General features: G+C 66.4%; 18 protein-coding genes. 10 read left to right on the top strand and 8 right to left on the bottom strand.

Annotated elements, in window-relative coordinates:
• Positions 1-93: 93 nt before the first annotated feature.
• Entirely contained in the window at positions 94-1,095 is a 1,002-nt protein-coding gene (locus FJ418_RS20480) for an aldo/keto reductase (RefSeq protein WP_140868724.1), read from the bottom strand.
• Between the two features lie 131 nt (positions 1,096-1,226).
• Here FJ418_RS20480 and FJ418_RS20485 point away from each other — a divergent pair, with 131 nt between their 5' ends.
• Together FJ418_RS20485 and FJ418_RS20490 are read left to right on the top strand one after the other, a co-directional pair.
• The gene (locus tag FJ418_RS20485; protein WP_140645462.1) at positions 1,227-2,378 is read left to right on the top strand and encodes a hypothetical protein; all 1,152 of its coding nucleotides are present in this window, start codon (positions 1,227-1,229) and stop codon (positions 2,376-2,378) included.
• Positions 2,371-3,120, top strand: a complete 750-nt coding sequence (locus FJ418_RS20490) for an ABC transporter ATP-binding protein (protein ID WP_140645463.1) — start codon at positions 2,371-2,373, stop codon at positions 3,118-3,120. The genes FJ418_RS20485 and FJ418_RS20490 overlap by 8 nt, the downstream gene beginning before the upstream one ends.
• Positions 3,121-3,127: 7 nt before the next feature.
• On the opposite strand, the gene FJ418_RS20495 is transcribed toward FJ418_RS20490, so the two are convergent.
• The 4 genes from FJ418_RS20495 to FJ418_RS20510 form a co-directional block, all read right to left on the bottom strand.
• Positions 3,128-3,625, bottom strand: coding sequence for an N-acetyltransferase (locus tag FJ418_RS20495; RefSeq protein ID WP_140868727.1), 498 nt, complete (start codon positions 3,623-3,625; stop codon positions 3,128-3,130).
• 106 nt (positions 3,626-3,731) lie between these two features.
• On the bottom strand, positions 3,732-4,940 hold the full coding sequence (locus tag FJ418_RS20500; protein ID WP_140868730.1) for an NAD(P)/FAD-dependent oxidoreductase: 1,209 nt from the start codon (positions 4,938-4,940) through the stop codon (positions 3,732-3,734).
• Between the two features lie 252 nt (positions 4,941-5,192).
• The gene (locus tag FJ418_RS20505) at positions 5,193-6,482 is read right to left on the bottom strand and encodes an NAD(P)/FAD-dependent oxidoreductase (protein ID WP_140868733.1); all 1,290 of its coding nucleotides are present in this window, start codon (positions 6,480-6,482) and stop codon (positions 5,193-5,195) included.
• Positions 6,479-8,008: a formyl transferase gene (locus FJ418_RS20510; protein ID WP_140868736.1), complete on the bottom strand. Its 1,530-nt coding sequence runs from the start codon at positions 8,006-8,008 to the stop codon at positions 6,479-6,481. The genes FJ418_RS20505 and FJ418_RS20510 overlap by 4 nt, the downstream gene beginning before the upstream one ends.
• A gap of 249 nt (positions 8,009-8,257) precedes the next feature.
• Between FJ418_RS20510 and FJ418_RS20515 the strand changes: the two genes are divergently transcribed.
• Together FJ418_RS20515 and FJ418_RS20520 are read left to right on the top strand one after the other, a co-directional pair.
• Complete coding sequence (locus tag FJ418_RS20515; RefSeq protein WP_140868739.1) at positions 8,258-10,345, top strand: Wzz/FepE/Etk N-terminal domain-containing protein; 2,088 nt, start codon at positions 8,258-8,260, stop codon at positions 10,343-10,345.
• Between the two features lie 55 nt (positions 10,346-10,400).
• Positions 10,401-11,663 carry a VpsF family polysaccharide biosynthesis protein gene (locus tag FJ418_RS20520; protein WP_246672423.1) on the top strand — a complete coding sequence of 421 codons (1,263 nt, stop codon included), beginning with the start codon at positions 10,401-10,403 and terminating at the stop codon, positions 11,661-11,663.
• A gap of 66 nt (positions 11,664-11,729) precedes the next feature.
• Here FJ418_RS20520 and FJ418_RS20525 read toward each other — a convergent pair whose 3' ends face one another.
• Positions 11,730-12,926 carry a TCR/Tet family MFS transporter gene (locus FJ418_RS20525; RefSeq protein ID WP_140868741.1) on the bottom strand — a complete coding sequence of 399 codons (1,197 nt, stop codon included), beginning with the start codon at positions 12,924-12,926 and terminating at the stop codon, positions 11,730-11,732.
• A gap of 187 nt (positions 12,927-13,113) precedes the next feature.
• Here FJ418_RS20525 and FJ418_RS20530 point away from each other — a divergent pair, with 187 nt between their 5' ends.
• Positions 13,114-13,752, top strand: coding sequence for a TetR/AcrR family transcriptional regulator (locus tag FJ418_RS20530; protein WP_140855119.1), 639 nt, complete (start codon positions 13,114-13,116; stop codon positions 13,750-13,752).
• Between the two features lie 93 nt (positions 13,753-13,845).
• On the opposite strand, the gene FJ418_RS20535 is transcribed toward FJ418_RS20530, so the two are convergent.
• A complete protein-coding gene (locus tag FJ418_RS20535; protein WP_140868744.1) occupies positions 13,846-15,135 on the bottom strand; it encodes a cellulase family glycosylhydrolase in 1,290 nt (429 codons plus the stop codon).
• Positions 15,132-16,319 (bottom strand): DUF1972 domain-containing protein, encoded by a 1,188-nt coding sequence (locus FJ418_RS20540; protein WP_246683135.1) that lies wholly within the window; start codon positions 16,317-16,319, stop codon positions 15,132-15,134. Before FJ418_RS20540 ends, FJ418_RS20535 begins: the two co-directional genes overlap by 4 nt.
• Before the next feature lie 340 nt (positions 16,320-16,659).
• Here FJ418_RS20540 and FJ418_RS20545 point away from each other — a divergent pair, with 340 nt between their 5' ends.
• The 5 genes from FJ418_RS20545 to ligD all read left to right on the top strand — a co-directional run bounded on the left by FJ418_RS20545 (position 16,660) and on the right by ligD (position 23,483).
• Positions 16,660-17,859 carry a glycosyltransferase family 4 protein gene (locus tag FJ418_RS20545; protein ID WP_246683137.1) on the top strand — a complete coding sequence of 400 codons (1,200 nt, stop codon included), beginning with the start codon at positions 16,660-16,662 and terminating at the stop codon, positions 17,857-17,859.
• On the top strand, positions 17,856-19,163 hold the full coding sequence (locus tag FJ418_RS20550; protein ID WP_140868750.1) for a hypothetical protein: 1,308 nt from the start codon (positions 17,856-17,858) through the stop codon (positions 19,161-19,163). The genes FJ418_RS20545 and FJ418_RS20550 overlap by 4 nt, the downstream gene beginning before the upstream one ends.
• A 30-nt stretch (positions 19,164-19,193) precedes the next feature.
• Positions 19,194-20,402, top strand: a complete 1,209-nt coding sequence (locus FJ418_RS20555; RefSeq protein WP_226891878.1) for a GNAT family N-acetyltransferase — start codon at positions 19,194-19,196, stop codon at positions 20,400-20,402.
• Between the two features lie 95 nt (positions 20,403-20,497).
• On the top strand, positions 20,498-20,722 hold the full coding sequence (locus FJ418_RS20560) for a hypothetical protein (protein WP_140710884.1): 225 nt from the start codon (positions 20,498-20,500) through the stop codon (positions 20,720-20,722).
• 265 nt (positions 20,723-20,987) lie between these two features.
• A complete protein-coding gene (gene ligD / locus FJ418_RS20565; RefSeq protein WP_140868753.1) occupies positions 20,988-23,483 on the top strand; it encodes a DNA ligase D in 2,496 nt (831 codons plus the stop codon).
• Positions 23,484-23,811 lie beyond the last annotated feature (328 nt).

Below are 23,811 nucleotides of genomic sequence, written 5' to 3' on the forward strand. Positions count from 1 at the left end.
GCTCAGCACTTTCCCTAAGACCATCAAAACCCAATGAGTCGTGTACTGTGGAATCCGCTTCAGCGCGACACGCTTTAGCCGCTGGGATAACGCCTACCGGTCCACAAGAGACATCGTCCGCTCGTTGTAGCGCGGCCCTGACACCTTGTCGGGCGTCAGCGCCATGTCGAGCCCCAGCATCTCGGTGGCGTCGAGCGCGATGTCGGCCGCCGCGACATTCTCTTCCAGATAGGTCCGGCGCTTGGTGCCGGGGATCGGCACGATGTCGATGCCGAAATCGGGACCTTTGGCGAGCAGCCAGGCGATTGCGATCTGGCCGGGCTTCACCCCCTTGGCGCCGGCGATGTCGCGCACCGTGGCGGCCGCGGCGACATTGGCGTCGAAATTCTCGCCCTGGTAGCGCGGGTCGCCGCGGCGGAAATCGCCTTCGGAATAGTCTTCCGCGCGCCTGACGTCGCCGGCGAGGAAGCCGCGGCCGAGCGGCGCGAACGGCACCAGGCCGACGCCCAGCTCCTTCAGCGCCGGGATGATCTCCGGCTCGAGGTTGCGCTCCCACAGCGAATACTCGCTCTGCAGCGCCGAGACAGGATGCACGGCATGCGCGCGGCGGATGTTGGCGATGCCCGCTTCCGACAGGCCGAAGAAGCGCACCTTGCCCTGCGTCACCAATTCGCCGACCACACCCGCGACGTCTTCCATCGGCACCGACGGGTCGACGCGGTGCTGGTAAAGGAGGTCGATGCGGTCGGTGGCGAGCCGTTTGAGCGAAGCGTCGACAACCTCGCGTATATGCTCCGGCCGGCTGTCGGTGCCGGACTGCTTGCCGTCGGCGATGCGGAAGCCGAACTTCGTCGCGATCGTCACCTGGTCGCGCCGGCCTTTCAGCGCGCGTCCAAGCAGTTCCTCGTTGACGAACGGCCCATAGACCTCGGCGGTGTCGAGAAAGGTGCAGCCGAGCTCGATCGCCCGGTGCAGCGTCGCGATCGACTCCGCCTCGTCGGCCGGCCCATAGGCCTGGCTCATGCCCATGCAGCCGAGGCCGATGGCCGAGACTTCGAGCCCCTGGCTGCCGAGTTTGTGTTTGCCGAGGCTCATGCGTCTTGCTCCGCCGAATTTTCGATCCGGCTAAATTATAGGGCCGGGCGTGAATGCGTCCAGCGCTGGCCCTATTGACGGCGCAATCGTCGCCATCCTTGCCCGCGATGACTCCATTGTGGTGACAGCCAATGCGGCACGACAGGCTTGTCCTGATATTGCTCTGGCGCGAGCTGGTCGCCGGCCTGCGCGCAACGCGGCGCCGCGATCTCGCCTGGATTGCGCTCGGCGGCGGTGGACTTCTGGCCTATGCGGTTGCGGATATCGTCGTCGCCCTGCATGCCGCGGGTCCGAAGCTGCGGCACGACCAGCTTTTGTGGATGCTTGGACTGCCAGTCGCTTTCGCCGCGCTGGGATGCCTGGCGGGCAATGCAATGTCGCGCCTTTGCCTTTCTCGCGCCTTTGCCCCCTTTCTCAAGGCGCTGCCGCTCGCTTCGGCGGAGCGCTGTCGCATGGCGGCGGTAGGAGCCTTCGCGCTCGGCCTTCCACTCACGCTGATGATCGCCACGGCGGTCGGCTTCGCCTGCGCTGTCATCGGAAAGCCGTTGGCGCCGGCCTGGGGCTTGGGCGCGGCCATCCTGTTTGCCTTGAGCTTCGGCATGGCAGCCTTTTGGCGCCTGCGGCGGCGGCCGCGCCTTGTCGTCGATGCGGCGAGCGAGGCGGCGCCGGTCGGAAGGCCCTGGCTGCGCCGCCTCGACCAGGCGCGTCCAAGCTGGCTTTCCAGCTGGGCCTGGAAACTGCCGGCCGGCAATATACGGCCGTCTTGGAAGCTGGCGACCGCCAGCCTGCTGCTCGGGCTTGCGGCCATCCTTGGCGTATGGGCCAGCCTGGCCGGCCGAACGGCTGGGCCGGCGGCTGTCGCAGGCCTGGCGGGCGGCATTTTTGTTTTCATGCTCAGCCTGCGCTGCCAGCCGCTCGGCTCGCCGGTGCTGCGCACGGCGCCCATCGGTTTTACCCGCGTATGGCTGCGGCTGGTACGACTGCCGCTGCAATTGTCGCTCGCCTTCTTTCTGCTGCCGGCCGGCGCGGCGCTCGCGGCCGAACCGTCGGCCTGGTCGGTGCCGGTCGCGAGCGGCCTTTGGCTGCTGGTGCTGAACGGCGCCTATGCGGTGTTCGGCGCCTATTTCCTCAATGCGCCCTTCGTCGCAATGCTGAGTTTCGCCGGCGCGCTCGCCTATGCCGGCTACGAGACGCTCGAATATGGCCGTACCGTGCTGATCGGCTTGGCGGCGCTGGTGTTTTTCTTGTGGCATCGAACCCGACAGAGATATCGCAATGGCTGAAGTCCTCACCATTAAAGAGCTCAGCGCCGGCTATCGCGGGCGCATTGTCGTTCGCGGCATCGATCTTTCGCTCCGTCGGGGCGATATAGTCGGCCTGCTCGGTGCCAATGGCTCGGGCAAGTCGACGCTCATCAGGGCGATCACCGGCCAGATCCCGTTGATCGGCGGCAGCGTGGCGATCGACGGCATCGACCTCGCCGCCGCGCCGGAACGCGCCAAAGCCGGCTTCGGCCTTGCCATCGAGCCCCACGAGCTGCCGGCGCTTTCGGGACGCCAGTATATCGAGCTCGTCGCCTCGATCCGTGGCTGCGCGCCAAACGACCTGCCAAACGGCGACCTGCCGGGCGGCGACCTCCTGGAGCGACTAGACCTTGGACGCTGGATCGACCGCCCGATCGCCGAATATTCGCTCGGCACGCGAGCCAAGATCGCCATCGTCGCGGCGCTTCTCGGCCGGCCGCCGCTTCTGATCTTCGACGAGACGCTGAACGGCCTCGACCCGGTCGCTGCCTGGGAGGTGAAACGCGTGATCACCGCGCTCTGCGCGAGCGGGCGGCGTGCCGCCATCGTCTCGACCCATGTGGTGGAGGCCGTGCCGGCGCTCTGCAATCGCGCGGTGCTGATGGCCGACGGCAGCCTGAGCCGAAGCTGGGATGCGGCTCAGCTGGCCGAAGCGGGCAGGGCGCCTGGGGCGTTTGAGGAAAGCGTCATGCAGGCGTTGCGCATGCGGGCCGCTGCCTGATGTCGACCTAAGCCCTCGGCAGCATGTGGCGCATGATCAGCGATGCATGCCCGCCGACGCCGTGTGCCGCTTCCCGGCGTTCGACCACTTCGAAGCCATGCTTGCGGTAGAAGGCGATCGCGCGGTCGTTGCCTTCGATCACCTCCAGCGCGATGCTGGGGATGCCGGCATGCGCGGCAAGCACCGCGTGCAAAAGGTCGACCGCGAGACCGCTGCCGAACGCCTGCGGCTCGATATGGAGCCGTTCCAGCATGACGTCGCCCTTTGCGTCCATCGCCGCCATGGCGTAGCCGGCGATCGAGCCGTCGGCGCCTTCGGCGACGAAGGACATCTTGTCCTCGTCGTCGAGCTCGGCCGCGAGCTGGTCCGGCGCATGCCTTTCGTCGGAAAGCCGTGCCACGGTTTCGTCGCCCATGATCGGCGCATAGGTCCGCCGCCAGGATTGGCCGAGCAGCCGCGATACATCGGCCAAGTCGTTCCTCGTCATCGCCCGGATGCGGGTCATCTTCGTGGTCCTTGTTACAACCTGAAGATAGGGCGAAGCGCGGGGCGCGACCAACCCCGCGCGAGCGGCTCCGGATGCAGCAGACGCAAGAGGGATGCCTTTCGGCTCAGGCAGCGCTGGGCGCCGGCAATTCTTCGCGATCGCGCATCTTGCGCCCGAGGATCACCAACTGGCGCGCCGTGTTGTTGCGCAGGCGGCGCAGCCGCCATTCGAGCCCTGTCTCGATGGTGATCCGCTTGGCGTAGATGCTGGAGCGCATGCCGGCTTTGTCGGTGGCGACCTTCACCGGATCGTCGTAGAAGGCGCAAATCTTTTCGGCGTCCATGCCGGGCGTCGAGAGCCATTGCGGGATATAGGTCGACGCAAGCCGGTCGACGTCGGTCACCACCCGGTTGATGCCGATGCCGGGCGTCGGGCACGTCGTCCAGAACGCGTCGCCGATGGTGACGACGCCGGCGCGACGATGCTGCCTGGTCGTCGTCAGGCTGACCTGCCTCACTTCGACGGGCCCGGCGACGGCGAAGTTGCCGCATTGCCTGGCGATTTCCGGCATCAGCTCGCAAAGCATTTTCTGCGGATTTTCGCGGAACGCCCGCGTCCATTCCTCGGCCACGGTGCGATAGGCGAACATGTTGCCCCGCATGCGGTCGCCGATCGGGAAGACGCTGAGATAGGCGACACGATCCGCCGGGTTCCTGGCGTAGCAGGCAAGGGCCGGGTAGGCGCATTGTTGCGGCGTGATCGCGAGGTCGAATCCGATCGATAGCGAATGCGCCTTCGATTCCTCGACGCGTTCGATGCCGATGGCGCGCCGCACCGCCTCGCCGTAGCCGGTAGCCACCACGAGCAGTCGGGCATCGATGACGGAACCGTCGGTCAGCACCAGGCGCTGCCGGTCCGGCCCGGTCGAAACCCCGGCGACCTTGCCCACCGTCAGCGGCACCTGCCGAGGCAGGGCCTGCCGCATGCCGTTGACCAGAGCGCCGTAGGAGAAAGCAAATTCCCATTTCCGTTCGCGCCGGAAGAACTGGCCGAGGCGGAAGACATGGATGTCGGTCATCGGCGTGACCAGGGGCCTGATGGCAGGGCCAAGGCCGAGCTTCTCGAAAACCTGCATCTGCTTCATGCCGATCTTCTCGGCCCGGAACTCGTCGTGATGCACCAGATGCGGGTCGACCAGCGCCACCTTGTGGCCGGCTTTGCCCAGCACCGCGGCCAGGCTCGTGCCCGCCAGCCCGGCACCAACGATCGCCACTTCGACTTCGGCCGCGCCAGCCTGGACGGCGGGCGTTTCGCGGCCCTGTGCGGTGCTCATTGTTCTGCTCTCCACAGCCCACGGCGAAATATCTAGAGTAGCTGAAACAATCTCAAGCAACCCAGGCGCGAGCAGGGTAGCAATGGAAAATTAGGTTAATCCGCGGCACTGGCCGGCACGTGCCGCCGCTCGATAGCCCGCCGCCGAGCCGATAGAGACGGCAGCGGGCCATTGGTGCGACGGGAGTGCTGTCCCGCCGAGCAGGAGACACTGCTCGCCACGATCTAAGCCAGCTTCGCCAAGGATCGCGACTTACGGATTGGTAAGATCGCTCACGATCATGTTCCCAGGCCGGGCCGGCGTCTTGCCGGTTTGGTCGAACGCAGTTTCCCCTGGGTCACGCCCGGCGCCACTCGGTTTTCCCGCCTCGCGGAACCGTCGGCCGAAGATCATCAGGTGCCGCGCGGTATTGTTGCGCAGGCGGCGCAGGCGCCATTCAAGCCCGGTCTCGGTCGTGATCCGCCTGGCATAGATGCTGGCGCGCATGGCTCTTTCGTCGGCGGCGATCTTGATCGGATCGTCGTAGAAGGCGCAGATCTTGTCGGCCGCCATGCCGGGCGTTTCGAGCCAGGCGGGGATATGCGTCGAGCCGAGGCAATCGACATCGGTAAGCACCCGGTGGATGCCGTCGCCTTGCGCCGGGCAGGTCGTGGCGAACGCATCGCCGATGAAGACGACGCCGTCGCGGCGATGGCCCTGCGTCGTCGTCAGGCTGACCTGCCTCACTTCGACCTTGCTGGCGACGGCGAAGTTGCCGCACCGCTCGGCGATTTCCGGCATCAGCTCCATGAGCATCTTTTGCGGGTCTTCGCGGAACGTCCGCACCCACGGATCGGCGACGGTCCGGTAGATGAACATGTTCGCCCGCATCCGCTCGCCGATCCGGAAGATGGTAAGAAAGGCAATGCGGTCGGCGACCCGCCTTCCATAGAAGGTGAGGGACTGGAGGCCGAATTCCTGCGGGGTGATCGCCAAATCGAAGCCCATCGTCAGCGAATGCGCCTTCGATTCCTCGACGCGCTCGACGCCGATGGCGCGTCGCACCGCCTCGCTGTAGCCGGTGGCCACCACCAAGAGCCGGGCTTCGATGACGGAGCCGTCGGTGAGCACCAGGCGCTGGCGGTCCGGTCCCGTCGAGACCTCCGCGACCTTGCCAATCGTCAGCGGCACTTGCGGAGGCAGAGCCGCGCGCAGGCCGTTGACCAGCGGCGTGTAGGAAAAGGCGTACTCCCAGCCTTGCTTGCGCTCGAACAGCTGGCCGAAGCGGAAGACATGGACGTCGGTCATCGGCGTGACGAGAGACCTGAAGACCGGGCCGAGGCCGAGCTTCTCGAACAGCCCCATCTGCTCCGCCCGGGTTTTCTCGGCCCGGAACTCTTCATGGTGGATGCGATGCGGATCGACCAGCGCGACCTTGCGGCCCGCCTTGGCGAGCGTCATCGCCAGAACGGTGCCGGCGAGCCCGGCGCCGACGATCGCCACTTCGACCTCGGACCGCCCAGGCGGCGCGCCAGCTGTCTCGTGGTGCTCTGCGATGCTCATTTTCCGTCTCCAGGGGCCGCCGGGATGACATCATGCCGCCGCGTCCTCCAACGCGGCGCCATTGCCGAACCATCTATGAATTCCAGTCCGCCTGCCTCGTTGAGTGTATGCAGCTTGCGGCCGGCCCAGCCGGCGCCTGGGTTGAGGATCGTTTCGACGGTCTGTTCCATGCCGCTATCGTCGAGTCGGGTGACCCGCGCTATGCCGAGCCCGGCGCCATAGCTCCTGCGGCAATCCTGCACCGGGCGCAGGAGCTGGCCGCCGCGGCTGACCATGCGGCCCGCCGGCCGTGCCGAGGCGATGTCGATCAGCAACGGGTTCTTCGGATGCGCCGTCCACGGTCCACGGAAATCCGGCGCCGACCACAGATGCAGCTGGTCCGAGAAGGAGCCGCCGCCGTCGCGCACGGTGGCGAACATCCACCAGCGTCCGCCATGCTCGGTGAGCGTGGCGTCGCTGGCGACGATGTCCGACAGAAGCGTCGCTTCCTTCACCCAACCGCCCGGGAAGGCGGTGGCGCGGTAGAGATCGACGCTGCGGTTGGCGCCACTTTCCGGCACCATCCACATCTGGCTGTCGCGCTCGAAGACGAAGGGGTAGGAGAGGTGGTAGGGCAGTTCCAGAACTGGTTTCGGGGTGCCGGCCGGTCCGTTCGGACCGAAAGCCACGGCCGAAAGGATCGCCTTGCCGGTGCGGTGGATGTAATCCTCGACGAACAGCGTCACCTGGCCGCGATAGAGCACCGGGAAAGGGTCCGCGTAAAAGCGGCTGCCGTCGTCCGGCAGATCGCGCCAGCCCGATTGCGGATGGGCGCGCAGCTCGTAGAGGTCCTTGCCTCCGGTCTCGCGCCAGCCGACCCGCCAATGCGGGGCGTTGTAGCAGAGATGGTATATCTGCTGCACGATGCGGCGCGCCATCGCCTTCGCCGCACGCACGCCGAGCTTCGTGGCCGACGGCATGGCCGGAGCCGGCGCCTCGGATGACGGTTCGGGCAGCACCGGAAGCGACGAGCGCGCGGCACCGCTGACCGCCGCGACGATCAGGCTGGCGCTACGCGCCAGCCTGTCCTGGAAGGAAGCCAGCGCGATTCCGTGATATTCGGTGCCGAGCCGCCCTTCGGCGACGGTCGCACCGTTCTGTTCCAGACGGGCGAGCGGGGTGCGGCCGGCAAGGATCAGCGCCAGCAGGGCCTCTTCGCCGCAGGCGCCGTCATAGGTTAGGCGCCAGACCCGTCGACCCTGCGGCTCGACATCGCCGATGAGATCGACGGTGATATCGGCCGGCGCGGACGCTCTCGCATGGCCGGCCAGTGTCGAAAGTGGCACACGCCTTGCCGTGCCATTGGCGGGCAGCCGATGGATCAGCGTCTCAAGTTGGAACAGCGCCTCGGCGGCGCGCGGCACGCCGTCCCCCGCCGGCCGGGCGTCGACGGCAAGCTCGACGCCGGGCAGCAGCGACAGCCGCTCAGCCAGCGCCACATGGAAAGCGCGCACGCAATCGCCGTCGAGGCGCATGGTCAGGCGCATCGCCAATCCCCGGGCGACTCATATCCGGTGCCGGCGGACCGGCCGGCCAAGTCAAGCTCCCGCCGCATGCGCACGATGTCTCCAATTTTTACGCTGCACTTAAATTTCTACTGCGTTGGTGCAAACTTCGTGCCAGTATCGCATCAATTTATGAACATAATTAACAGTGTTTTAATCGTTGCCGGGAATAGCTAGGCCAACGCCGCATTTCTCGTCTTGCCGGCCGATGGAGCGTTGTCGGAGCGACCTTTGCAATCACCCCTGCTCATGGTGCCTCAGCAGAACGCTCCGGAGGCGATCGCGCCGGCGCCGACCTATTATGCGCCCGCGCCCGCCACGGTCGAGCTTGGCGATCTCGGCCGCATCCTGCTGCGCCGGCGCAAGCTGATCTTCGCAACCGTCGCGCTGCTCACCATCGCAACGCTGATCTACACCTTTCTGACGCCGGCGCTCTACTCCTCGACCGCGCAGATCATCATCGATCCGCAAGACCTCCAGGTCGTCACCAACGATGTCAATCCGAGCCGCATTTCGCCCGATGGCGGCATCACCCAGGTCGAAAGCCAGGTGAGCGTGGCCCAGTCGAACGGCGTCCTGCTGCGCGCCATCAAGGCGACCAACCTGACCGAGAACCCGGACTTCAACGGGCAGGGCGGACTTGGCCGCTGGCTGGACATGTTCTTCGGCTCCGGCGACGGTGACAGGACGGCTGAGACGCTTGATGCGCTGCGCCGCCGCCTGGCGGTGAAGCGCGATGACAAGGTGCTGGTCCTCAACATCATCATCACCGCCAAGAGCGCCGACCTGGCGGCGGAACTCGCCAACGCCATCGCGCAGGCCTATCTCGACGACCAGGCGGAAGCGCGCTCGAAGGCCGCCGCCGACGCTTCCGACGCGATCAGCGCCCGGCTTGATGACCAGCGCAAGCGCGTCGAGCAGGCGGCCAACGCCGTCGAGACCTACAAGGCTGAGCACAACATGGTGATGGCGGCCGGCAATCTGGTCAGCGACCAGGAACTGACCGACCTCAACACGCAGCTGACCGCCGCGCAGACCCGCACCGCGCAGCTCAAGGCGCAGGTCGACCAGCTGCGCCGGCAGGGCGGCGCGCCGGACGCGACGTCGGAGGCGATGCGCTCGCCGGTGATCGCCAGCCTCAGGGCGCAGGAGGCGACGCTGGTCGATCAGATCGCGCAGTTCGGCACCGAGCTCGGGCCGCGCCATCCCTCGATGATCTCCGCGCAGCAGCAGCTGAGCGACCTGCGCAAGCTGATTTCGCGCGAGCTCGGCCGCCTCGTCACCGCCGCCGAGACCGATTACGAGCGCGCCTTGGCCAACCAGAAGGCGCTGGAGGCGAAGGTGGCGTCGCTGAAGGGCAAGTCGCTCGACACCGACCAGGCGTCGGTCAGGCTGCGCGAGCTGCAGCGCGATCTCGACGCCGTGCGCACCGTTTATGCCAATTACCTGCAGCGCGCCCAGGAAACGCGCGAGCAGACCAACGTCAACAGCACCAACGCCCGCATCATCTCGCAGGCCATGCCGGCGCTGAAGAAGAGCTGGCCGCCGAAGGGGCTGCTTGTGTTCGGCGCGATCTTCGGCGGGCTGGCGCTGGGCGTCGGCATGGCGCTGATCGCCGAATATCTGTCGCCGACCGTGCTGTCCGCCAACCAGATGCAGTCGGCCATCGAGGCGCCGGTGCTGGGCGTGTTGCCGGGCAAGGCGCGGCGCCGCTCCGGCGGCGCGGCGCAAAAGACCGACGCCGTGGCGGGGCTCGCGCTGCAGCGCATCGCCGCCGCCACCAGGCGTCCGCCGGACTGGCCGCTGGTCCCGTCGATCCTGGTGGCGTCGTCGCCCGAGGACAAGGCCCAGCGGTCGAGGGTTGCATGGCAACTCGCCAACGCGGCGGCGGCCAGGGGGCGCCGCGTGCTGTTCATCGACGTCAATGCCGGCAAGGGCCAGAAGGATCCGCAGCCCGGCGTGCTCGACGTGCTGCGCGGCGAATATCCGCTCGACGCGGTCAGCCGCTATGCGCCCGGCAGTTCCGTGGCGCTTATCGGCAGAGGCCGGCCGACCGCGGTGTTCCAGGAAGCGCAGGCGCTCTATTTCGCCCATCGCATGCTGGCCGAGGCCAATCGCAGCTTCGAGCTCGTCGTCGTCGACGGCGGCGCGCTGGCGGACGACCTCAACGTCCTGCCGCTGGTCGCCATGGCCGACGAGATCCTGCTCGTCGCCAGGCTGAACGCGACGCCGATGCGCGACGTCGCCTCGACCTCCGAAGCGGTCTCGGTCATGGGGCGGCTGCCGACCGGTGCCATGCTGGTCGACGAGGCGGCCTGACATGGCCTCGACCCTGGCTGGTTCCGCCCGGCCTGTTCCTGCTTCGGGCTACGGCATGGCCGGCCCGCGCACTGTCCCTGTCGACACGCTGACCCGTCTCGGCATCACCGTCGGGGTGCTGCTTCTGTTTTCCGTCTCCGGCGGCATGCTGTGGCTCGCCGGTTACAATTACGACGGCCTGCAGGGCAGTCCACTGAGCAAGATCCACCCGTCCACCTATCTCTTCGTGCTCGTCTTCGTCTGGCGCTCCTGCACCTTCGGCAATCCGGTCGGCTATGCCGTCTACGTCGCCAACAAGCGGCCGGCCACGACGCTGATGGCGGTGATCTCGACGGTGCTTCTCTTCGTCGTCATCCTCAGGCAGCGCCCCGGCATGGCCGGCATGATCGACACGTTCGTCGCGCCGGCGCTGCTGGTGCTGCTGCTCAGCGAGGATGACGAGAAGACCTTTGCCCAGCTGCAGACCGTCATCCATGTCGTCATGACTGTGAACGCGCTGCTGGCGCTGTTCGAGTTCGGCACCAAGCATCTCGTATTCCCGTATCGGTTCGACGGCGCGGTGTTCGTCAACGATCTGCGCTCGACGGCTTTGCAGGGGCACCCGCTCTCCAATGCCACGGTCACCTCCATCTATGTGCTGTCGCTGCTGTCCGGCTCGCGTTCCCTGTCGACGCCGCTCAGGCTGGCGCTCGTCGGCCTGCAGTTCTGCGCGCTGGTCGTCTTCGGCGGTCGCTCGGGAATGGTGCTGACGATCCTGCTCGGCGGCGTCTATTTGCTCATCCGCGGCGTGGCGCAGCTCACGACCGGACGCGTCAACCTTCTGGGCGCTGCGCTGGTGATCATGCTCGCCGCGCTGCTGCCGCTGGCGCTCGCGCTTGCCGGCTATTACGGCTTCTTCGATGCGCTGCTCGAACGTTTCGTCTCCGACAGCGGCAGCGCCAATGCCCGCGTCGAGATGTTCGATCTCTTCAGGCATCTGGAACTGCGCGACCTGATCGTCGGACCTGATGTCGACCTGCTCGACAGCATGCGCCGCATCAGCGGCCTGGAGCAGGGCATCGAGAACCCGATCCTGCGCCTGACGCTTTACCAGGGGGCGTTCTTCACGCTTCTGATCTTCTTCGGCTTCGCGCTGTTCATGCACGAGGTCGCGCGCCGCTGTCATCCGGGCATCTGGCTGCCGATGCTAGGCTGGCTCATCCTGCTCAACACCTCCGAAAGCATCGCCTCCAAGACGACACTGATGACCAAATTCGTGGTGATGGCGCTGGCGCTTTATCGGCCGGCGAGGGTTGTGCGTCAACGGATGCAGGCATAGCGCTCTACGGCGCCCCCCTCTGTCCTGCCGGACAGAGGGGCGCGCGACGGAACTCCGCAGCTCGCATTATGCGTTCACAGGCTGACCAGCCTCACTCCTCCGTGTCCCAAGCAACACCAGCGGCACCGCGACCAGATTGATCGCGATCACCGAAAGCCAGATGGCGCCCGGCCATTGTCTTTGCGTGGCGAAGTAGAAGGTCGAGAAGGCGAGCGGGGCGATGACGGAGGCAAGGCTGACGGCCGAGGCCAGCACGCCCTGCAACTGCCCCTGACGCTCCGGATCGGCCTGCCTTGTTGCCAGGGCCTGGAAGGCCGGCGTGCCGATGCCTGAGAGCGCGAAGACCGGCATGATGGCGAACACCATCCAGCCTTGGCTGGCGAAGGCCATGGCGGCGAGCGCGATGCAGGCAAAGCCGATGCCGGCGACGAAGGCCTTGCGCTCGCCGAGCAGCCGCGCGGCCGGACCGGGCAGGAAGGCCTGCGCCAGCGTCTGGCAAAGGCCGAATGCGCCCAGCGAAAGTCCGATCCAGAGGCCGTTCCAGCCGAACGTGTCGAAGCCCCAGAGCGCCCAGCAAGTGCCGTAGGCCTCGCCGGCGCCGGAGAGGATGAAATAGACCAGAACGATGGGAAGCAACCCTTTCATCGAAAACACCCAGCGCAAGGGCTTCAGCGGGTTGAGCGCAGCAAGATCGATCCTCTGCCGGGCCGGCATACGCGGCTCCGGCAGGACGAAGACGGCCAGGAGCAAGTTCGCGGCGTTGAGCAGCGCGGCGGCAATGAAGGGCAGCCGGATCCAGTGGTCGCCGAGCACGCCGCCCAGAACCGGCCCGATGATGAAGCCGATGCCGAACATGGCGCTGAACAGGCCGAAGCGGCCGGCGCGCTTATCATGCGGCGTGATGTCGGTGATGTAGGCCGTTGCCACGGAGATGTTGGCGCTGGTCAAGCCGGCGATGGCGCGACCGATGAACAGCATCCAGAGCTGCGGCGCGAAGGCCATGATAAGGTAGTTGATCGCGGCGCCCGCCAGCGAAATCAGCAGGACCGGACGGCGGCCCAGATTGTCGCTCAAGGCGCCGAGGACCGGCGCGAAGAGGAACTGCATCGCCGCGTAGAGCGCGGTCATGATGCCGATATACGCGACGATATCGGGGCTGTGCGTCACCTCCTCGAGGAGGCGCGGCAGGATGGGAAAGACGAGCCCGATGCCGACGGCGTCGAGACAAATGGCGGCAAAGATGACGATGACGGGTTTGTTCATAAGGGATTGATCTCCGGGAGTGAAGGCCGTCTTGCCCATGGCGGCAAAGGGGTCGAACCTCGCCCCGCCTGGGCGTCAAATGTCGGTATACTGAGTTTAAATTTATACTGAGTACATATATCGGCGATCGATGGCGCGGAGTCAATGGAAATATGTACTGAGTACAAAAATCATGCTACCGGAAGCCATGCCAGAACCGTCCGACCGCCGCTCCAGAAAACGCCTCGCCACCAGCAAGGCCATCTCCGATTCCGCCACGCGCCTGTTCATGGAGCGCGGCTTCGATCATGTGACGGTGGACGAGATCGCCGAAGCCGCCGACGTCGGGCGCATGACGGTCTTCAACCACTTCCCGCGCAAGGAGGACATGTTCTTCGACCGCGACGAGGAGGGGCGCGAGATGCTGCGCGAGGCCGTGCGCCGGCGTGAGGCCGGTGTCGCGCCACTGGAGGCATTGCACCTGCTCGCGCGCCGGCTGGTCGCCGAACGCAGCCCGGTGGTCGAATTCTCCGCCAGAAGCGAGCGTCTGGTGCCGACGGTTGCCGGCAGCGAAACGCTGAAGGCGCGGGCGCGGGCGATCCGCGACGAACTGGCCGACCTCGTGGCGGCGACGCTGGCCGAAAGCGTCGGCCGCGACGCCGCCGACCCCGACGCGCAGCTCGCGGCCAGCCTGCTGCTGGCAACGTGGACTGTCGCCTTCCTCGAGGCGCATCGGACTTTTCGCGAGACCCGCAGTAGGGAGAAAGCGAACGATGCTTTCCTGGCGCTCGTCGACAAGGGGGCTGCAGGCCTGAAAGCCGCGATGACCGGCACGCCTTATCTGTGAGCAATGCAGGCTCGACGTCCCGAACGAAGCGCGGGCTGTCGGCCAGCTCTTGCGTGAAACCAGACCTTTAGCGCGATCTATTGATTCAACAAGTCAAGCGCGCGGCATCGTCAGCCCGAGCGCTTCGACCATCGCCGGGTCGAGCGCGCGCGTGGTGTCATCCATCATGCCCATGCCGTCGAATAGGTCCCAGAATGCCCAGGGGAAGCCGGCGGCGTCGGCGCTTTGCCGGACATCGGCGATGTAGCGGGCGCGGTCGGGATTGGGCGCTGCGGTGTATCGGGCATCGGTGCGCAGCGCGCCGAATTCACCCATGATGATGCGCTCAGGCGTGATGCCGTTTCTGTCCGCCCAGTCGCTCACCTGCTTCAGGTAGCCGTCGATGAAGCGGCGGTCGGGCTGGGCGTCGAAATAGACTTTCAGCACCTTTTCGGTCTCTTCGTAGGCGGCCCTCTTGGCCTCGTCGGACCTTTCCGTGTCCGCAGCCATCCTTGCCCTGACCGAGGCCAGCGTCTTGTCGAGCGAGCCCGCCGAAGCCGGCCACGGCACGTTGTTCAGCGCGCGGTACACCGGCTCGCGCATCCACGGCGCGCCCTGATGGCTGAACAGATAGGGCTCGTAGAAGTGGAAGGTGAACAGGATCGGCTCGAATTCCGCCAGCGGCGCCGGATCGAGCGCGGTCAGCCCGCGCACCATCGAGCCGCAGCCGCCGGTGGCGACCAGCGGCAGCTTTCGCGCCGAGCCCCGCGCGGCGGTCAGCAGCGCGGCCTGAACCTTGGGCCAGACATCGGAAGAACAGTCCTGCTGCGGTTCGTTGACCGGCTCCAGTGCGACCCTGCCGGGCGCAATGCCTTCGAGCATGCCGGCCACCTCGCCGACGAAGACCTGGTAGCGCGCAAACTCAGGCGCGCTGGTGCTGGAATACATGCGGTCGGGATTCCAGTAATGCGTAGCGCCATTGGCTTGAACGTTGATGATGACGCCGAGATCGGCGGCGACGGCCGCCTCGACCGCCGCGCTCAGCATTGCCATGAGGTCGGCGCGCTGGCCCGCATCGGCTGCAAGGAACGGGCCCGGATCGACGGGCAGGCGGATGAAATCGAGGCCGCTGGCGCGCAGCCGGACAAGGTCGGCCAGTGTCGGCACCGGCCGCTGCGATTGGAAGGGCGGCCAGTCATAGTCGGTGCGGGGCGCGGGAAATTCGCGCGTCAGCGCAAACCACGGCCAGGTGTTGACGCCGCGCCTGAAAGGCCATGCGCCGGTTGCGGCCTGCGACGAATATGAGAGTGGCGAGACCACTGTCGCCAGTGGCGCCATTGCCGCGGCCAGTGCCGCGCCGAGGATACGGCGGCGCGACCAGCCGGCCGTGTGTGGGCCAGTCATGCGTGCTTGGCGCGGTCGGCTTTCGCCGGCGCGGCGGTGGCAACGCCGAGCTGCCGCAGCGCTTCCTTCTCATAGGCGCTAAGCACGTCTTCCCAGCGGAAGGCCTCGCGGGCGCGGGCCCGCGCCGCCTTGCCGCAGCGTGCCGCCAACGCGTCGTCGGCCAGCGCCTCGTCGATCCGTTGGCTCAGGCTCTCGGTGTCGCTGAAATAGATCGCCGCATCGCCGGCGACCCAGCGATTGTAGCGGTTGTCATGCGCGATCACCATGTTGCCGGCGGCCAGCGCCTCGACCAGCGAGGGGTTGGTGCCGCCAACAGTGTGGCCGTGCATATAGGCGCGCGCATGATAGCGCAGCGCCTTCACCACCGCCTGGTCGTAGATCGCGCCCGGCATGATCACCGCGTTGCCCGCCGCAGCGCGCACGGCGCGGTGGTAAGGAATGTCGTCATTGAGCGTGCCGAGCACCACCAGCTTCATGTCGCCGCGATCGCGGCGGCGGAAGGCTTCAATGATCGGCAAGATGTTGTTGTCGGGCTCGATCCGCGCGATCGAGACCAGATATTTGCCGGGCTCGAGCCCGAGCGCGCGAATGGGTTCCTCCGGCGCCGAGGTCACCGGGTCCGCGCCATAGGCGATCGTGGCGATGGCGCTGCGCGGCCGCCGTGTCGCCAGATGGTCGGCGATCGCCGGGTGGTCGGCGACGAGCCGGTGCGAGAGCCAGGCGCCGATCCATTCGTTGAGCCAGAACCAGCTGCGCGCCGCCGGTCCCCATTTCGGCCGCCGCCACTCGATGCCGTCCATATTGGTGAGGATCTTGCGCCCTCTGAGCCTCAACCAGGTCAGGAACACCGCGCCGTTATAGCCCAGCACCAGGCAGACACCCGGCCGCCTGGCCGCGTCGAGCACGCACTGCCAGTCGAATTCCAGCGTCGCGCGCGGACCCTTGGAGGCGACCTCGATGGTGATGAGCTCGATGCCGCGCCAGGTCTCGCTCGTCACCCTTTGACCGACGCGCTCGACCTCCTTCTGGCAGTAGACGCCGACCTTCCAGCCGCGTCCGGCCAGGAAAAGCGCCAGCCGCTCGGCGAAGGTTTCGAAGCCGCCGTGAGAAGCCGGAATGCCGCGCGTCCCCAGGATCAGGATCGAAGGCTTTTCGATCAGGGTGGAAGGTCGTTCCGGTTTCAAAATAAAGGATTCCCCGGGGTCCGGTCATGGTTGTTGTTAAATCAATGACACGCCCAGCAACTTCCGTGCCAGGGTACCCCCAGGGCGAATATTCACATGAAGGTGTAAAATTTCTCTTCAGAACGGAGGGCTTGCTTCATTATCGGTCAACTTTCGCGACGTATCTGTATCGATACGGGGCACGGCCGGGTTCCCGGGTCGCAGCAGGGCGTTCAAGACCCGGCATGATCCTTGCTCCCGGGCCTGCAGTGGCCACCGCTGGGTAAGGCGGCGTGCGGATTTGGCATGAAGTTCCTTCCGCGCTTGAAGGGTCCGGTGCTGAGCGGACCCGGGGTGCAAGGTGGAAAAGATAGCGATGCGCATCGCCTGCGTTCATCAGGGCTACGAGCTCTATGGTTCGGACCGCAGCTTCGCGGAGAGCGTGGCTGCGCTGCGCGCCGCGTTTCCGGCCGCCGAGATCGAGGTCGTGCTGCCGCGCGAGGGGCCGATCGTCGATATCCTCAAGCCGCATGCCAGCCGCATCGTGTTCGAACCGCTCTGGGTGCTCCGGCGCCAGGCGATGCTCAAGCTCGCCACCGTCGAGATGGCGCGGTTGCCGGCGGCGCTCTGGCGGGCCTGGCGGCGCATGCGGGGCAGCGACCTGACCTATATCAACACCTCGATCATCGCCGACTATGCGCTGGCCGCGCGGCTCCTGCCGCGCAAGGCGCTGCTGCATATCCACGAGATCCCGGAAGGCGTCCTGCGCAAGGTGCTTGTCGCGCTGATGCGCTGGAGCAAGGCGGATCTGATCTTCAACTCGCGCGCAACGCGCGCCACCTTCGGCGATCCGCCGGCCCTCGATGCCAAGGGGCGGCGCACGCATGTCGTCTATAACGGCGTTGCCGGTCCCGCCGCGGCCCTGCCGATGACCTATGATGGCAGCCGCCCGCTCAAGGTCCTGCTGCTTGGCCGCGTCAACCGTATCAAGGGGCAGGAGGTGCTGCTTGATGCCGTCGCCTCGCTCCAAGCCGAATTGCGCGACCGCGTCGAGGTCCGCCTGGTGGGCGGCGCCTTCGAGAGCGTCGAACGCGAGCAGGCGTTGGCTGAACTGGTCGGGCGCATGGGGCTGACCGGGCATGTCGAGGTGCTGCCTTTCGTCTCCGACCCCGCCGACCATTATTGCTGGGCCGACATCGTCGCGGTGCCGTCGCGCCGCCCGGAATCGCTCGGCCGCGTCGCCATCGAGGCGATGGGCTGGGGACGGCCGCCTCTGGTGTCGGCGATCGGCGGGCTGGTGGAAGTGGTGGCCGATGGCGAGACCGGCTGGCATGTGCCGCCGGGCAACGCCGCGGCCCTTGCCGGCAAGCTCACGGAGATCATCCTGCGGCCGGATCTGTGGCGCGACTTCGCCGCCGCCGGTCGCGCGCGCTACGAGGCGGTCTTCAGCGAGCCGATCGCTGCCGCCGCGATCGTGGCGATCGTGGCCGATAAGCTTAAGGCGACGCCGCCGCGGCAGGGGCGGGCGCGTGTCGCCCGCGAGGCGGAGACGAGCCCGTGAAGTTCACCTTCCCGGCCCATCTGGTGCGGCGCCTCATGCTGATGATCGGCGGCGAGGCGATGCAGAGCGGCTTCCATTTCGCCCTCAACATCGCGCTGCTGCATCTTCTGTCGGCCGAAGGTTACGGGCTCTTCGCGCTGGCCATGGTGATGGGCGGCGTCGGCTTGTCCTATATCCGCTCGCTCACCGCCGTTCCCGCCACAATATGGATGAGCAGAAGCGCCAACAGCGCCGGCGTCGACGCCTACGACGTGACCTTCGGATCGGCGGCGCTGGTGGTGGCGCTGCTGATGGGATTGGGCACCGGGCTGCTGATGCGCCTCTTGGGCGACCCGAGTGGCATCGGCGCCGCCTGCTTCGTCGGGGCCTGGTCGCTGCGCAGCCATATGCGCACCGCCTTCTTCGCGCGCCGCATGCAGCTCGTCGTCTCCATCAGCGACGCCGTGTTCACGATCGCGGGCATAGTGCTCGCAGGAGCGGCGCTCTGGTTCTTCGCGGACGCGCTTCAGGCCACCTTCTACGCGCTTGCCGCGGCCAATATGGTCGGCATCGCCGTGCTGGTGAGGCTGGCGCGCCGCAGGCTGCGTATCTCCTTCCGCGCCCCGACCTTGCGGCGCTATGCAAAGCTCTGGCCGCAGCTTTGCTGGTCGGGGTTCAGCGCCACCACCACCAACATTCAGGGGCAATGCCTGGCCCTGCTGGTCGCCGGCATCGCCGGACCCGCGGCTTACGCGCCGCTGGCGGCGGTGCTGGTGCTGTTTGCGCCGCTGCGCATCTCCAGCCTTGCCTTCTCGAACATGACGCAGCCGGAACTCGCAAAGCTGGTGCGCAACAAGGAGTTCGACCGCGTGTGGACGCAGGCCAAGATCTGGGCGCTCGTCATGGGGCTTGGCAGCCTGGCCTATGGTTGCGGCATCCTGTTCATCTTGCCGATGATCAAATCCCAGGCCCTGCAGCATGCCTCGGTCGGGCTGATCGGGCTTTTCGCCATCGCCAACTATGTACCGATTATGGCCTATGTCATGCCGCGCGTGGTCCTCGAGATCCTCGGCGATTTCCGCATCGTCGCCTTCATCACCATGGCCGGCGCGATCGTCGGGCTGGCGACGATCGGGATTCTCCTGGCCATCGCGCCGTCGACATGGTCGCTGGCGGGCGCCGCGGTCTCCGAGACCTTCGTGCTCGTGGCCTCATGGTATTTCGCTGCTCACCGTATGTGGAACTCCAAGCACCCGAACCAGCAGCGCCCCAGCGTGTTCGGCGCCTGGCGCCGCGCGGCCACGCTGGCAGTGCAGAGACGATAGGAGAATGATGTGGTAAGCCAGGCAATGCCGATGGCCGCAATGACGACCGGCTTGGCCGACGATGAGGCCGCACCGCATGCCGCCGGCGCCGCCAGCGGCGCTTACGTGGCGCAACTGCACACCAGTCTCGAAGCGGTCAAACCGCTCTGGCTGCGCCTCGAGACAGAGGGCGTGTGCACCGGCCACCAGCATTTCGCCTGGGCCGAAGGGATCGTCGAAGGGCTCGTGCCGCAAAAAGCCGACCTCGCCATCGTCGAGGTGAGGGACGCCGCCACGGGCGAGCCGAGGATGCTTGTGCCGCTGATGCGGCGCCGCGCATTCCACCATTGGGTGATCGAATGGCTGAGCTGCGGCGTGTGCGATTATTCCGCGCCGTTGCTCGCCGACGCGACGCCGTGGACCAGGCAATCCGCCGAGGCTGCCTGGACGGCAGTGCTTTCCGTGCTGCCGCCGGCCGACCGCATCCACATCGTCGGTATCCCGAAGGAGGTCGGCGGCGTCGCCAATCCCCTGGCGCTGCTTGCGCCGGCGCGCGACTCCATCCACTCGCACTACGGCATCGCCATGGACGGCGACGCCGAAACTGTCGTCAAGCGCATCTGCCGACCGTCCTTCGTCAAGGCGCTCAACAAGGACTTGCGCCGGCTCGATCGCAATGGCGGCCTGGCCCTGGTCGAGGCCGACACGCCGGCCCTGGTGGACTCCATCTTCGGCAAGCTGGTCGAGATGCGGCTCAGCCGTTTTCGCGAGCTCGGCCGCTTCGATCTGCTCGCGCAGCCACCGGTGGTCGATTTCTACCGCGAAGCCGCGCATCGCGGCCTGACGGACGGTTCGGTGCGGATCTTCGGCCTGCGCGCCGGCGAGGTCATGGTCGCGGTCCAGTACCTGGCGGCTCATCTGGGCACCTTGCATGCGCTTCTGATCGCGATCGACCAGGGCGCGGTGCCCAATGTTTCGCCGGGGCTCTGCATCATGGGCGAGCTGATCCGATGGGGGCGCGGCGCCGGCTTCGACTATTTCGACCTGTCGGTCGGCAACCAGAGCTACAAGGAACATATGGGCGCGGTGAAGTCGGTTCTGTCCGAACTTTGCTACGGCATCACACTGAAGGGCGTGGCGGCGAGCGAGGCCATCAAATACCGCGGCCGGGGCGTGGCTTTCGTGCGCGACAACCCGCGCCTGTTCAAGGTCGCGCAGGAGTTCATGCAGCGCTGGCGGCGACTGCGGGCGCCGCGGTGAACGGCCGCCTGCGTCCGGCAAATTGACTCATATTGAGCTCTCCGCCATGTTTATGGGCGGCCGCTATCCGAGCGGCAGCGTGTTCGAGTGAGGCCATGGTCAGTCCGGTCGCCAGAGAAAAGTCCCGCCGCGCCGCGGTAAAAACCGCGCTCGACCGCCACAGGGTCTATGTCACCGCGCAGCGCTTTTCCGGCGGCTCCTACAGCGCCCGCGTGCTGGTCGATGGCGAGGCCTACTGGGTCGACGAGTTCCGGCTGAGCCAATTGCGGCAAGGGCTGACGCCGGCCGAGCTGGAACTGACGCCGGCGATTGACGATTGATCCAGTTCCCTTGCTCCGCTGCGCTGTAGGAAAATCCGAAATGCTGGCGGGACAGCACCCCCCTCTGTCCTGCCGGACATCTCCCCCGCAAGGGGGGAGATCAGATGTCATCACCGCTTTCGCCAATCTCCAACGCTGCAGAAGAGGCGCCGGCAGCCAAGCTGCCAATCTCCCCCCTTGCGGGGGAGATGTCCGGGAGGACAGAGGGGGGTGTGACGGAACGCGGCGCCGGCAAGGCGAGCTTGCCATCGCTCCCGCCTGACCCATGGCCGCCAACCTCAAACCCTACCGCGCCAAGCGCGAATTCTCCCGCACGCCCGAGCCGGCGGGCAGCCTCGCGGGCGGAGAGGGCAACCGCTTCGTCGTCCACAAGCACCACGCCACAGCCGACCACTACGATCTTCGCCTGGAAGTCGGCGGCGTGCTCAAAAGCTGGGCGGTCCCGCGCGGTCCTTCGCTCAACCCGGCCGACAAGCGTCTCGCCGTCGAGACCGAGGACCATCCGATCGAATATATCGACTTCGAGGGCGTCATCCCCGAGGGCGAATATGGCGGCGGGCCGATGATCGTCTGGGACACCGGCACCTGGGCGCCGATGGAAGATGTCGAGAGGAGCCTCAAGACCGGCGCCTTCAAGTTCCGCCTTGCCGGCGAGAAGCTCAATGGCGGCTGGATGCTGACGCGGCTGAAGCCCAAGCCCGGCGAGGATGAGAACAAGAAGAACTGGCTGCTCTTCAAGGAGCGCGATCTCGCTGCCGATCCCAAGCTCGACATCCTCGAAGCGCGGCCGGAAAGCGTGAAATCGGGACGGCGCATCGAGGAACTGGTCGCCGTGAAGAAACCGCCGCGCTTGCCACCGAAAGCCGGTTCGCTGAAGCCCGGCGCGCTGGCCGGCGCTGTGAGAGGCGACCCGCCAAGCCGCGTCGAGCCGCAGCTCGCCACGCAGGTGCCGAAACCGCCGGGCGGCGATGATCCCGCCGGGCGCACCGGCGAGCTCTGGCTGCACGAGATAAAATTCGACGGCTACCGCACCATGGCGCATGTGGTGGATGGAACGGTGAGATTGATGACCCGCGCGGGCATCGACTGGACGAAACGCTATGGCGATCTCCCGCAGGCCTTTTCGCGGCTGCCGGTCAGCCGGGCGATCATCGACGGCGAGATCATGGTGCTCGACGACAAGGGCATCTCGCGCTTCGCGCTGCTGCAGGACGCGCTGGCCGAGGGCGCCGGCTCGAAACTCCACTTCTACGCCTTCGACCTGCTCCATCTCGATGGCTGGGACCTGCGCAAGGCGCCGCTGCAAAAGCGCAAGGCCCTGCTTGCCGAACTCCTCGCCGGCCAAGCCGCCAACGCCGCCATCCAGTATAGCGATCATGTCGAGGGCGACGGGCGCGGGCTCTACCAGCAAGCAACGGAACTCGGGCTGGAAGGCGTCGTTTCCAAACGCGCCGACGCCATCTACCAAAGCGGCCGCACCAAGAGCTGGACCAAGGTGAAGGCGCAAGAGAAAGGCGACTTCGTCATCGCCGGCTACACCGTTTCCGACCGGGCTGAGGGGTTGGCGGCGCTGGGCATGGCCGAATTCGAGAATGGCGAACTGCACTATCGCGGCAAGGTAGGCACCGGCTTCGACAGCGATATGGCACAGGATCTCCTCGCCCGGCTGGAACGGCTGACCGCCGGCGCTACGCCGCCCGAAGGCGCGCCGCGCGAGATCATGCGCGAGATGCACTGGGTGAAGCCGCTGCTGTCGGCCCGCATCCACTATGCCAACCGCACCGCCGACAATTCGCTGCGCCACGGGGTCTTTCGCGGCCTGCGCGATATCGGCGGGCTCACCACGCCGGTGCCGGTCAAGCGCAAGCGGCTGATCGCCGAGTCCGATCTTGCCACCATCTGGGTGACCAATCCGGAACGGCGGCTGTTCGGCAAGACCGGGCCGACCAAGCTCGACATCGCCGTCTATTACGCGCTGGTCGGCGATTTCATGCTGCCGCACATCATCGGCCGTCCGGTCTCGCTGGTGCGCTGCCCGACAGGGCGGCCGCAGGATTGCTTCTTTCAGCGCCACGCCTTCACCGGCATGCCGCCTTCGGTGGCGGTGTTCGAGAGCAGCAATTCGGAAGGCGAGACGAAAACCTATCTCTCGGTCGAGGACGCCAAGGGCTATCTGGCGCTGGCGCAGTTCGGCGTGGTGGAATTCCACACCTGGGGCACGCACCGGTCAAAACTCGACAAGCCCGACCAGATCGTCTTCGACCTCGACCCGGGCGAGGGGATTTCCTGGCGCGAGGTGGTGGAGGCGGCGGTCCACATCAAGGGCGGGCTGGAGAGCCTTGGCCTGGTGCCTTTCGCGAAAACCTCCGGCGGCAAGGGTATCCACATCACCGTACCGGTGACGCGCAAGCAGAACTGGAAGAAACTGCACCAGGTGAGCAGCGCCATTTCGACTTTGCTGGCCGCGAGCGCGCCCGACACCTTCACCACCACGATGGGCAAGGAAAACCGCAAGAAGCGCATCTTCATCGACTTCCACCGCAACGCCCGCGGCCACACCTCGGCCGCGCCTTACTCGCTGCGCGCCCGCACCAACCTGCCGGCCTCGACTCCGGTAAGCTGGACCGACCTGGAAACCATCGACGCGCCGGAAGACCTGAACTACGCCTCGCTGCCGGGGCTCCTGGAGACGTCCGGCGATCCCTGGGCGGAGATCGATGAGGCGGCCAGGGATTTGCCGGTGGTGGAGAATGGGCTGTAGCCTCTCGGCGGCGTCGTTCTTGGATCTGCTCGCGTCGCTTCGCTCCTTGCTCCGCCCTAGAACGACGAAATGTCGAGGCCTTCAGCCAATCGCCGGCGTCTCAATTCCTCTCCATCGACGCTCGATACAATTTGAACTATCCTCCGCCGCAACTCCGCCCGAAAACACTTCGCTAGGGTTTTACCGCTACGATCAAAGGTCGGTGTAGGATTTCCACGGCGCTGTTCGTCCTACGGACGAAGCGCTGCAGAGCATGGTCCCAAAAAGTGGGAACCGGTTTTTGGACAAGACCATGCTCCAACATAGTGTCAGTGCATGGCCGCGTAGG

It is taken from the genome of Mesorhizobium sp. B2-8-3 (genome assembly GCF_006440815.1).
In the GTDB taxonomy this organism is placed as follows: domain Bacteria; phylum Pseudomonadota; class Alphaproteobacteria; order Rhizobiales; family Rhizobiaceae; genus Mesorhizobium.

Coding starts and splice junctions, on each gene's coding strand:
- FJ418_RS20500 (WP_140868730.1), bottom strand. CDS start 4,940: ATGAGCACCGCACAGGGCCGCGAAACGCCCGCCGTCCAGGCTGGCGCG.
- FJ418_RS20495 (WP_140868727.1), bottom strand. CDS start 3,625: ATGACCCGCATCCGGGCGATGACGAGGAACGACTTGGCCGATGTATCG.
- FJ418_RS20505 (WP_140868733.1), bottom strand. CDS start 6,482: ATGAGCATCGCAGAGCACCACGAGACAGCTGGCGCGCCGCCTGGGCGG.
- FJ418_RS20485 (WP_140645462.1), top strand. CDS start 1,227: ATGCGGCACGACAGGCTTGTCCTGATATTGCTCTGGCGCGAGCTGGTC.
- FJ418_RS20535 (WP_140868744.1), bottom strand. CDS start 15,135: ATGACTGGCCCACACACGGCCGGCTGGTCGCGCCGCCGTATCCTCGGC.
- FJ418_RS20530 (WP_140855119.1), top strand. CDS start 13,114: ATGCCAGAACCGTCCGACCGCCGCTCCAGAAAACGCCTCGCCACCAGC.
- FJ418_RS20480 (WP_140868724.1), bottom strand. CDS start 1,095: ATGAGCCTCGGCAAACACAAACTCGGCAGCCAGGGGCTCGAAGTCTCG.
- ligD (WP_140868753.1), top strand. CDS start 20,988: ATGGCCGCCAACCTCAAACCCTACCGCGCCAAGCGCGAATTCTCCCGC.
- FJ418_RS20520 (WP_246672423.1), top strand. CDS start 10,401: ATGGCCGGCCCGCGCACTGTCCCTGTCGACACGCTGACCCGTCTCGGC.
- FJ418_RS20490 (WP_140645463.1), top strand. CDS start 2,371: ATGGCTGAAGTCCTCACCATTAAAGAGCTCAGCGCCGGCTATCGCGGG.
- FJ418_RS20555 (WP_226891878.1), top strand. CDS start 19,194: ATGGCCGCAATGACGACCGGCTTGGCCGACGATGAGGCCGCACCGCAT.
- FJ418_RS20525 (WP_140868741.1), bottom strand. CDS start 12,926: ATGAACAAACCCGTCATCGTCATCTTTGCCGCCATTTGTCTCGACGCC.
- FJ418_RS20510 (WP_140868736.1), bottom strand. CDS start 8,008: ATGCGCCTGACCATGCGCCTCGACGGCGATTGCGTGCGCGCTTTCCAT.
- FJ418_RS20560 (WP_140710884.1), top strand. CDS start 20,498: ATGGTCAGTCCGGTCGCCAGAGAAAAGTCCCGCCGCGCCGCGGTAAAA.